Below are 7166 nucleotides of genomic sequence, written 5' to 3' on the forward strand. Positions count from 1 at the left end.
ACCCCGGCCAGCCCTACGTCCTGGCCTCCCAACCGGGCGTGGTCGACCCCACCCGCGCACCGGCCGGAGCCCACGCGCTGTCGGTCTACGCCTACGTGCCGCACGGCTCCCCGGGTGGACGTCACCCCCACCGTCCTCGCACAGAACGAACGCTTCGCCCCCGGCTTCCGCGACTTGATCCTGGCCCACCACACCCCCACCGACGGCGTAAGGAGGAGGGAGGAGGACGGGAACGACCACAGCCCGCCGTTCTCTTCAAGTGATCACTCGGCGAATTCCGAGTTGACCTTCGGGGGGGGGCCAGAGCCTGCAGTACGACGGTGCCGGTGCGGAGCTGACGGTGGGGGCGCCCGGGGTTATTTGCGAGGGGTGCGGTGGGGGTGGCGTGCCGAGCCCCGTAGGCGGCGGAGGATGCTGCGGTACGGGCGGGCGAGGCCTGCCCGGTATGAGGGCACTTTGATTGGCAGTAGCACGAGTGTGACTGCGAGCGTCACCGCCAGCAGGAGCTGCCAGTTCGTGGCGTAGTCGAGGGGCAGTGCGGACGGGTTGCGGCCCTGACCCTGGCGCAGGAGCAGCGGCAGTGCCACCAGCGTCAGGCAGCCGCCCACGACCAGGCCGCCGCGCAGTACGCCGTACCCGTTGCCGTTGCCGTTGCTGACACCGGAACCGTCGCCGCCCCCCTTCCCGTACTCGCTGCCGAACGGCCGTCGCAGCGCGGCCCCTATCAGCAGCACCAGCGGCACCAGCAGTCCGTCGTGCACCGCCACCGCGCCCACGAGCCACAGCAGCACCTGCGGCACCGTGTCCTCGCGGGTCTCGGTGACGAGCAGCCAGCCGCCGATCCCCAGCAGCAATGCCCCCGCCGTTCCCAGCGTCCAGCGCAGCGCGGTCACGTCAGCACCTCTATCCGTGAAACCCACTTCGTCTGCAGCACGCCCGGCCGGTTCGGCGCGATGATCCGCGCCGGATAGCCGTGATCGGCGCTCAGCACGCGACCGTTCACCCGCAGCGCCAGCAGCGTCAGCGGGTCACGGGCGTACGAGGCGCCCATCTCCGTCACGCCGTAGGCGCCCGCCCGCTGCAGCGAGACGATGCGCAGCCGCGCGTCCTGCGGCGCGCCCGCGCGGTCGAGGAGGTCCCGTATGCGGACCCCCTCCCAGCGCGCTGATGCGCTCCAGCCCTCTACGCAGGCGATCGGCAGCTCCTCCGTGTGCTGCGGCAGCAAGGCCAGTTCGGGGAGTGTGAGGGCGTAGGGGCGCGGCCCGGTCACCTGGAGCCGCCAGTCGCGTACGGCGGTGACGGAGACCCGGGCCTGTGCGGCGGTGCGGTTGATCGGCAGGCCCTGTGTGCCGTGGTCCGGGTGGCGGGGGGCGAGCAGGTCCAGAGGGCGCAGCGGGGTGAAAGTCTGCCCAGCGGTGACCACCGTCACCGTGCCGACAGCCGCGCCCACCCCGAGGAGCAGCGACCGGCGGTCGCGCGCGTCCGGTGCGGGCAACTGCCGTGTGCCCGGCGACCGATGCCGCCAGTACGCGGCGATCAACGGTGCCTTGACGGCCAGATGCAGCAGCAGCGCGCCGACCATCACCCAGGCCAGTGCCCAGTGCACCTGCCGGAAGGAGAACGGCCACGGGTACCACTGCGCGATGTTGAGCAGCCCGAGGAACAGCTCCAGCAGCCCGGAGGCGACGAGCACGGCCACCGACAGCCGTTCCAGCGCGTGCCGGACGCCGCGCACCGGCGGCGTGACGAACAGCCGCGGGTACACCGTCCAGAGTTTGGCCAGCATCAGCGGCACCGCCGCGATACCGCTGGCCACGTGCAGGCCCTGACTGAACCGGTAGCCCCACACCGGCCGGGTCGGCAGCCGGTCGGCGAGGGCGCCCGGCGGCTCCTGTAGCACGTGGCTGACCACACCGGTGACGAAGCACACCAGCACAGCCGCGCCCAGCCAGCGGCCGATGACGGTGGCGGTACGGGGATCGTGCAGCTGCCCGTGGAACCGGGGCAGCACCCCGCGGGATCGCGGCGGCGTCCCACGGAACCGAGGCGACAAGAGGAGTTTCATGCCCCCATCCCACCGTTCACCGGCAACGGATTCGAGGGGCCACGTGCTTACGAAACACAGACGTCCGATGGCCCCGCCGGAGGTCAGGACCGTGTGTATCCGGCGGAGCACAGCATGACGCGGACCGGTGGCCCGGGCCGACCACGCCACCGCCCGCTCACTTCGTCACTCGCCTGCCGGGGCCGGCCCACCAGCCCGACCTCAAGACCCTCATCGATCTCGCCCGACGGCACCAGGATCGCCTACCTGGCGCCGTGACGGGGACGGCTCAACGTGTGGGTGGAGAGCGTCGACGCGCATGCGGAGGCGCGTTGCATCACCGCCGACGACAACCACAGCGTGCAGGTCTACCACTGGACGGACGACCCGCGGTGGCTGCTCTACGAGCAGGACGGCGACGGCGACGAGAACCGGCACGTCTACCGGGTCGACCTGGACAACCCGGACGCCGAGGCGGTCGATCTCACCCCCTTCCCCGACGCCAGGGCCGTGGGCATCGAGACGTCTCCCTCTCGCCCCGGCAAGGCCCTCCTGCACCAGAAGGTCGCGACAAGCGGCCGGGATCGGGCTGACAGCCGGTCCGCGGGCCGCCCGGCAGACGGAATCCACGCCGTGCGCGGACGACCTCGCCATCGCGTCTCCGCCCGGGGACTTGTAACGCTCGTGCGGCGCGCCCGCTCTGAACGTCTGACAGCGGGCGCTGGAGCCCCAGATCTCGTATGGCCCTCGCCCTCCCCCCGGCGGAGGCTATGCGACTACCGGAGACATCCATGACTCTGCTCAGAAGACTCTTGTTCGGCATCACCGCCGGACTGCCCGGAGGCGCGATCGTGGCGGTCGTGACGAACCCGTCGTGGATCCCATGGGCCGCTCACACGGTGGTGCTGGGAGCCGTACTCGGCCTCCTCTTCGGCGAGCACCGGCAGAGCAACGGCTCGGCCTTCTCCGTCGGTCTGTTCATCGGCCTGCTCGACTGGGTGACCTGGACACTCACCCTCGCTCCCATGCTGGAGGGGAAGACGCCGTCATGGACGATCGCGGTGGCCGTGTCGCGCTTCCCCGAGCTCGTCGGCGCCATCCTGTTCGGCGCGATCGCCGGCCTCACCTTCCACGCCCTTTCAACCTGGCGCCCGCCTCGGCCGGCGCCCCAGCGGGCCAAACAACCGCCGCCTCCCGTCATGGTGTTCACCTACCGGTCGGCGTCTGTGACCGGGGAGCTGATCACGGTCGGTGGCACGGTGATCGCGGCGAGGAACGCCTGGGTGGAGTCATGAACACGGTCTGTGAAGAATCGTTGCGTTTTGCGGTGCTGGGGCCGGTCCGGGCGTGGTGCGGTGAGCGTGAACTGGACCTGGGGTCGCCGCAGCAGCGGGTGGTGCTGGCGGTGTTGCTGTTACGGCGCGGGCGTCCGGTCACGGTCGCCGAACTCGTCGACGCCGTATGGGGCGACAGGCCGCCGCCTTCGGCTGTGTCCGTGCTGCGTACCTATGCGTCGCGGCTGCGCAAGGTGCTGGAGCCCGGGCGTGAGGCCGGTGAGTCCCCGCGGGTGGTCGTTTCGGCCGCGGACGGGTATCTGGCCCGTGTTCCGGAACATCTTGTGGACCTGGGGGTGTTCGAGCAGCGGGTGGCCGAGGCGAGGAGGCTGCGTGCCGCGGGTGAGGTGGCGGCCGCGGCGGAGCTGTTGTACGCCGCGCTCGAGGGGTGGGAGGGGACTGCGCTGGCCGGGCTCCCCGGGCCGCTGGCCGAGGCCGAGCGTTCCCGGCTGGCCGAGGTGCGGCTGACCACGCTGGAGACCCGCCTGGACACCGACATCCAGCTCGGGCGCCACAGCGAGGTGATCGCCGCGCTGACCGCGCTGACCGTTGAGCACCCGCTGCGGGAGGGGCTGCGAGAGCTTCTCATGCTGGCGCTGTACCGGTCGGGACGGCAGGCCGAGGCGCTGGCGGCGTATCGCAGGATACGCAGCACCATGGTGGCCGAACTGGGCATCGAACCCGGCGTGTCGCTGCGGGAGCTGCACGACCGCATACTGACCGCCGACCCGTCACTGGACCTTGCCGCTGCGCAGGAGGCCAGCCCGCAGGAGTCCTTGGCCGTCGAGCAGCCGGCTCGCCCCGCACAGCTGCCCGCCGACCTGGCCGCCTTCACCGGCCGTCAAGGCGAACTGGCGCGGATCCAGGCCCTGTTGCCGGACGAGGGGGAGCTGCCGTCCACGGTGGTGATCAGCGCGATCGGCGGCATGGCGGGCATCGGCAAGACCACGCTGGCCGTGCACTGGGCCCACCGGATCGCCGACCGCTACCCCGACGGACAGCTCTACATCAACCTGCGCGGCTTCGACCCGAGCGGCTCGATGGTGTCACCGGCGGAGGCGATCCGTATCTTCCTCGACGCGCTCGGCGTCCCCGCGCAGCGGATACCCGCCTCCCCCGACGCCCAGGCGGCGCTGTACCGCAGCCTGCTCGCCGGCCGGCGGATGCTGATCCTCCTCGACAACGCCCGTGACACCGAACAGGTCCGTCCCCTACTGCCCGGCTGCCCCCGCTGCCTGGTCATCGTCACCAGCCGCAGCCAGCTCATCGGCCTGATCGCAGGCGACGGGGCGCATCCGCTGACACTGAGCGCACTGACGCCTGCCGAGGCACACGGCTTCCTGCTGCGCCGCATCGGCGCCGCACGGCTGGCGGCGGAACCCCAGGCGACAGACGAGATCATCGCGCACTGTGGTCGGCTGCCGCTGGCCCTGGCCATCGTCGCCGCCCGAGCCGCCACCCACCCCGGCTTCCCGCTCGAAGCCATCGCCAAGGAACTGCGCGACACCCAGGGCAGCCTCGACGCCTTCGCCGGGGGCGACCTCACCACCGATGTACGAGCGGTCTTCTCCTGGTCCTACGAGGCCCTGTCCGCCCCGGCCGCCCGACTGTTCCACCTGCTCGGCCTGCACCGGGGCCCCGACATCTCCGCGCCCGCCGCGGCCGCCCTCGCCGGGCTCCCCCTACGTGAGACCCGCGGCCTGCTCACCGAACTCACCCGCGCCCACCTGCTCACCGAGCACGCACCGGGCCGCTACACCCTGCACGACCTGCTGCGTGTCTACGCCGCCGAACGCGTCGTCACGCAAGAGCCACCACAGGAGAGGGACCGGGCCGTGGAGCGGCTTCTGTGCTGGTACCTGCACACCGCCGACGCCGCCTACACCCACCTCACCCCGCACCGCCGCCGGGTCCCCCTCGAACCGCTGCCCCCCGGCTGCCACCCCCTGGCGTTCACCGCGCACGACCAGGCCCTCAAGTGGTGCGAGACCGAACGCCCCAACCTCGTCGCCGCGGTGCACCACGCCGCCACATCCCGCCGACCGGGCATCGCATGGCGACTGACCGCCGCCCTGTGGGGGTTCTTCTACCTCCGCAGCCATCTGCACGACTGGCTCGACACCGCCCGTATGGCCCTCGACACCGCCCGCGACGCCCACGACCGCACGGGCGAGGCGTGGAGCCTCAACGATGTGGCCGCCGCACTGACGGCGATGCGCCGCTTCGACGAGGCCATCGACCGCCTTCGGCAGGCAATCGTCCACTGCCGGGAACTCGGGGACATGTACGGCAGGTGCCAGGCCCTGGGCAACCTGGGCAACGCCTACCTCCAGGCCGGCCGGCTCGACAAGGCCGTCGAGTACATCCGCCGCGCGCTGGCCCTCCACCGGATCAACGCCAACACCTGGGGGGAGGGCATCGCCCTGGCCAACCTGGGCGACGCCTACCGGCGGCTCGGCCGGTTCGACGAGGCCATCGCCTGTCTGGAGCAGGCACTGATCGTCCTGCGCGCCAGCGGCAACCGCTGGGTCGAAGGCGTCACACTCGACATCCTCGGCACCCTCCAGCACCGGCTGAACCGCCACGACGACGCGATCGACCACTACCACCAGGCGCTCGACGCGCACCGGGACATCGGCAACCGTCGGGGCGAGGGCCAAACCCTGTACCACCTCGGCGACGTCCACCTGGCCGCAGGCGAGCCGGAGGCGGCCCACACCAGCTGGCGGCAGGCTCTTGCGATCGTCGAGGAACTCGACCATGGTCCACGCCCCCTCGCGGGGCTGCCGCTCCGTCCGGACGCCGAGGAAATCCGGGGGAAACTCCACCGCCTGGACGAACGAACGCCGGACACCGGACCACATCCCACCACTGCCGGCCTGGAACTGACTCCCAGCCCCACGCACCCGACCACAACCACGACCCAGCCGTACCGCCACAGAGCCGAACAGCCAGAACACCGCCCACGTCCGTAACAGAACGGATCCGAGAAAGACGGAAACCTCAGGAGGACTGGGACGACCACGGTGTTGGGGTCAGGCCGCTTTGGTGGTGGGTTGGCCCCAACACCGTTGTCGTTCGCTGCGGATACGGGCGCGTTCGCGGCGCTGTTCGGCGAGGACGTCGGGATGGCGGGCGTTGGCGTTGCGCCAGCGCAGGGTTGTTGTCCGGGGTCACGAAGCCGTGGCCCTCGTTGTCCTTGACCAGGTATTCGACCTCGACTCCGCGGGTGCGGAGGGCGTCGACGATCTGGTCGGACTCGGCCTTGACGACGCGGACGTCGTTGCCGCCCTGGATCACCATCAGTGGTGTGCGGATCTGGTCCACCCGGCTGATGGGTGAGCGGGCCCGCAGGTCCGCCTCCTGCTGAGGGTCGCTCGGATCACCGGCGTAGAGGTATCAGTTGTTGACCAGGTGGGGCCGCGCGAACCCCAGTACGGTCCGCAGGAAGGTGACGAGGTTTGAGACGCCGCAGAAGTTGACCTGCAGCACCGCGTAGCCACGGTTGGCCAGCAGCTGCACGACGGCGAGGTGCGGGACCGTGTCGATCCCGAAATTCTCGGCGACCCCATGCCCGGCGGTCGCCCTCGTGGGAGGAACGCTGTGACGGAGGTCAAGGGCGAGCCAAGTGTTGAGGCCGTATCGACTACTTACGGCGGCTCGGGGTCCTCGAGCAGGGTGACGGCCTGGCGAGTGAGCAAGCGCTCGGCGGCGTCGTAGCTCCAGTGACAGTCCACAACGAGAGCTCGCCATGCCCGCAGTCCGAAGCAGAGCCACAGGCGATCCGC

6 protein-coding genes and 2 pseudogenes are annotated in these 7166 nt (G+C 70.9%); 3 read left to right on the top strand and 5 right to left on the bottom strand.

What is annotated here, in order from left to right; genetic code table 11:
• Positions 1 to 356: 356 nt before the first annotated feature.
• Positions 357 to 893 carry a hypothetical protein gene (locus tag AB0I18_RS43740; RefSeq protein WP_363111357.1) on the bottom strand — a complete coding sequence of 179 codons (537 nt, stop codon included), beginning with the start codon at positions 891 to 893 and terminating at the stop codon, positions 357 to 359.
• A complete protein-coding gene (locus AB0I18_RS43745; RefSeq protein WP_363111358.1) occupies positions 890 to 2065 on the bottom strand; it encodes a molybdopterin-dependent oxidoreductase in 1176 nt (391 codons plus the stop codon). Before AB0I18_RS43745 ends, AB0I18_RS43740 begins: the two co-directional genes overlap by 4 nt.
• Positions 2066 to 2338: 273 nt before the next feature.
• On the opposite strand from AB0I18_RS43745, the gene AB0I18_RS43750 reads away from it, so the two are divergent.
• Genes AB0I18_RS43750 through AB0I18_RS43760 form a run of 3 tightly spaced genes read left to right on the top strand, consistent with a single transcriptional unit; the run spans position 2339 to position 6353 of the window.
• Positions 2339 to 2839, top strand: coding sequence for a hypothetical protein (locus AB0I18_RS43750; RefSeq protein WP_363111359.1), 501 nt, complete (start codon positions 2339 to 2341; stop codon positions 2837 to 2839).
• Entirely contained in the window at positions 2836 to 3339 is a 504-nt protein-coding gene (locus AB0I18_RS43755) for a hypothetical protein (RefSeq protein ID WP_363111360.1), read from the top strand. The genes AB0I18_RS43750 and AB0I18_RS43755 overlap by 4 nt, the downstream gene beginning before the upstream one ends.
• Complete coding sequence (locus AB0I18_RS43760; protein ID WP_363111361.1) at positions 3336 to 6353, top strand: BTAD domain-containing putative transcriptional regulator; 3018 nt, start codon at positions 3336 to 3338, stop codon at positions 6351 to 6353. The genes AB0I18_RS43755 and AB0I18_RS43760 overlap by 4 nt, the downstream gene beginning before the upstream one ends.
• A gap of 60 nt (positions 6354 to 6413) precedes the next feature.
• Here the strand turns inward: AB0I18_RS43760 and AB0I18_RS43765 are convergent.
• From AB0I18_RS43765 to AB0I18_RS43775, 3 genes and pseudogenes are all read right to left on the bottom strand, one after another.
• Positions 6414 to 6536 (bottom strand): annotated as a pseudogene (locus AB0I18_RS43765) (IS630 family transposase); the annotation flags it as partial.
• Between the two features lie 46 nt (positions 6537 to 6582).
• Positions 6583 to 6705, bottom strand: a pseudogene (locus AB0I18_RS43770) (prolyl oligopeptidase family serine peptidase); the annotation flags it as partial.
• A 72-nt stretch (positions 6706 to 6777) separates the two neighbouring features.
• Positions 6778 to 6900, bottom strand: coding sequence for a hypothetical protein (locus tag AB0I18_RS43775; RefSeq protein WP_363111362.1), 123 nt, complete (start codon positions 6898 to 6900; stop codon positions 6778 to 6780).
• Between the last annotated feature and the right edge of the window lie 266 nt (positions 6901 to 7166).

This window comes from Streptomyces sp. NPDC050704 (genome assembly GCF_040654355.1).
Taxonomy (GTDB): Bacteria; Actinomycetota; Actinomycetes; order Streptomycetales; family Streptomycetaceae; genus Streptomyces.